This is a genomic window from Mesorhizobium sp. M7A.F.Ca.CA.004.12.1.1 (genome assembly GCF_003997835.1).
In the GTDB taxonomy this organism is placed as follows: domain Bacteria; phylum Pseudomonadota; class Alphaproteobacteria; order Rhizobiales; family Rhizobiaceae; genus Mesorhizobium.
This window is the reverse complement of sequence record NZ_RZRK01001054.1, coordinates 1-1,736: the sequence shown is the minus strand read 5'-3', so window position 1 is coordinate 1,736 and position 1,736 is coordinate 1. Positions and strand designations below refer to the sequence as shown.

Genomic DNA, 1,736 nt, shown 5'->3' with positions numbered 1-1,736 from the left:
CTTCAGGGGTCGTCGCCGATTTCGCCGGTTGGCGCTGGGTTTATCTTGTCTCGGCCGGGTTGACGCTTGTCATGGCGATGGTTCTCTACCTGATCCTGCCGCGCCACGAGGCGGAGCGGCCACGCACATCCTATCCGCGCCTGCTCGCTTCGGTGCTGCTGCTGTTCGCGCAGGAGCCGCTGCTGCGCGTGCGGGCGGTGCTGGCCATGCTGATCTTCGCCAGCTTCAACGTGCTGTGGGCGCCGCTGGTGCTGCCGTTGAGTGCTGCGCCATTTTCACTTTCGCATACCGAGATTGGGCTTTTCGGCCTTGCGGGCGTCGCCGGCGCGCTCGGTGCGCGCTGGACCGGCGGCCTCGTCGATCGCGGCCGCGGCCAGTTGGTCACCGGCTTCAGCCTGCTGCTGATGATGGCAGCCTGGCTGCCGATCGCCTTCATGGGCATGTCGCTGTGGCTGCTCGTTGCCGGCATCGTCATGCTCGATCTGGCGATCCAGGCCGTCCACGTCACCAACCAGAGCCTGATCTTCGCCCGGCGCCCGGATGCGCGCAGCCGACTGGTTGGCGGCTATATGATCTTCTACTCGGTCGGCAGTGCCCTGGGCTCCATCGCCTCGACCATGGCTTACGGTGCAATGGGCTGGAATGGCGTCTGTGTGCTTGGCGCCGGCATCGGCCTGTTGGCGCTGCTGTTCTGGGCGTTGACGCTGCGCGTCGGCAGATAGGCCTATGGCGACGGCGCGGTGTCGAGAAGCGGCTGCCAGGCCCGGAACCAGTTGCTCGCCTCGGCCTGCCATGGCCAGATGCCGTCCACAGTGGGATAGATCAGCTGGAGAACACGGAAATCCAGGCCGTCGTAGAACCAGAGGTCCCAGCCGAAATGCTCGCGGTAGTGTTCGATGTGAACGGTGCCGAATTGACAGTCGAAACCTTCGATAAAACCGGACGATCGCTGCCCTGGTTGGAAAACCTCGCCGGAGCGGACGCGGCTGCAATACTCGTTGATGATGAACTGGGAGATTTCCGGCTTCAGGCCGATGACGATGAGTTCCGGCGCCTTGAAGTTGTGCTCTATTCCAACCGAATAGGTGAAAGGCGGATCGTCGCCTTCCTCCAGCACATGCAAGATGTGGCAGCCATAGGCCTCGATATCGGCCAGCGCCTTGGCTTCATCCGGGTCAGTGGCTTCTCTACTCGGCATCGAGCTGGTTCTGGGGCGCGGCTTTCTGGAAGGCCGGCAGCGCCATGCAGGCGGCGTTGATGCGCGCGATCGTCGGGTAGGGCGTCAGATCGACGCCAAACCGGGCGTTGCTGGCAATCTGCGCGGCGAGGCAGATGTCGGCCAGGCCCGGCGCATCGCCATGGCAGAATGTACCCGTCTCCGCCGACGACGCCATGATCTTTTCAAGCGGCCGGAAACCCTCGTTCACCCAGTGGCGGAACCAGTTGGTGATGTCTTCGTCGCCGGCGCCGAACAGAGTGCGCAGCGAGGTCAGCACGCGCAGATTGTTCACCGGGTGGATGTCGCAGGCGATCATCTGCGCCAGCATTCTCACGCGTGCCCGGCCGGCCGGGTCCTTCGGCAGCAGCGGTGGTTCCGGTTTGGTCTCGTCGAGGAACTCGATGATCGCCAGCGATTGGGTCAGCAGCGTGCCGTCGCCGAGGATCAGCGCCGGCACCAGCCCTTGAGGATTGACCGCGAGATAGGCTGGTTCCAGATGCTCGCCATGGCGCAGATG

At 64.0% G+C, this 1,736-nt stretch carries 3 protein-coding genes; 1 reads left to right on the top strand and 2 read right to left on the bottom strand.

Going from position 1 to position 1,736, the window contains the following annotated elements:
* Nucleotides 1-722, top strand: a 722-nt coding sequence (locus EN984_RS33495) for an MFS transporter (protein WP_164765872.1), incomplete at its 5' end; no start/stop codon positions are given.
* A gap of 2 nt (nucleotides 723-724) precedes the next feature.
* Here EN984_RS33495 and EN984_RS33490 read toward each other — a convergent pair.
* Both EN984_RS33490 and maiA read right to left on the bottom strand, forming a co-directional pair.
* Nucleotides 725-1,198, bottom strand: a complete 474-nt coding sequence (locus EN984_RS33490) for a DUF4262 domain-containing protein (protein ID WP_127271343.1) — start codon at nucleotides 1,196-1,198, stop codon at nucleotides 725-727.
* The coding region (maiA, locus tag EN984_RS33485; RefSeq protein WP_127384301.1) for a maleylacetoacetate isomerase at nucleotides 1,188-1,736 on the bottom strand (549 nt) is incomplete at its 5' end. The genes EN984_RS33490 and maiA, both read right to left, overlap by 11 nt.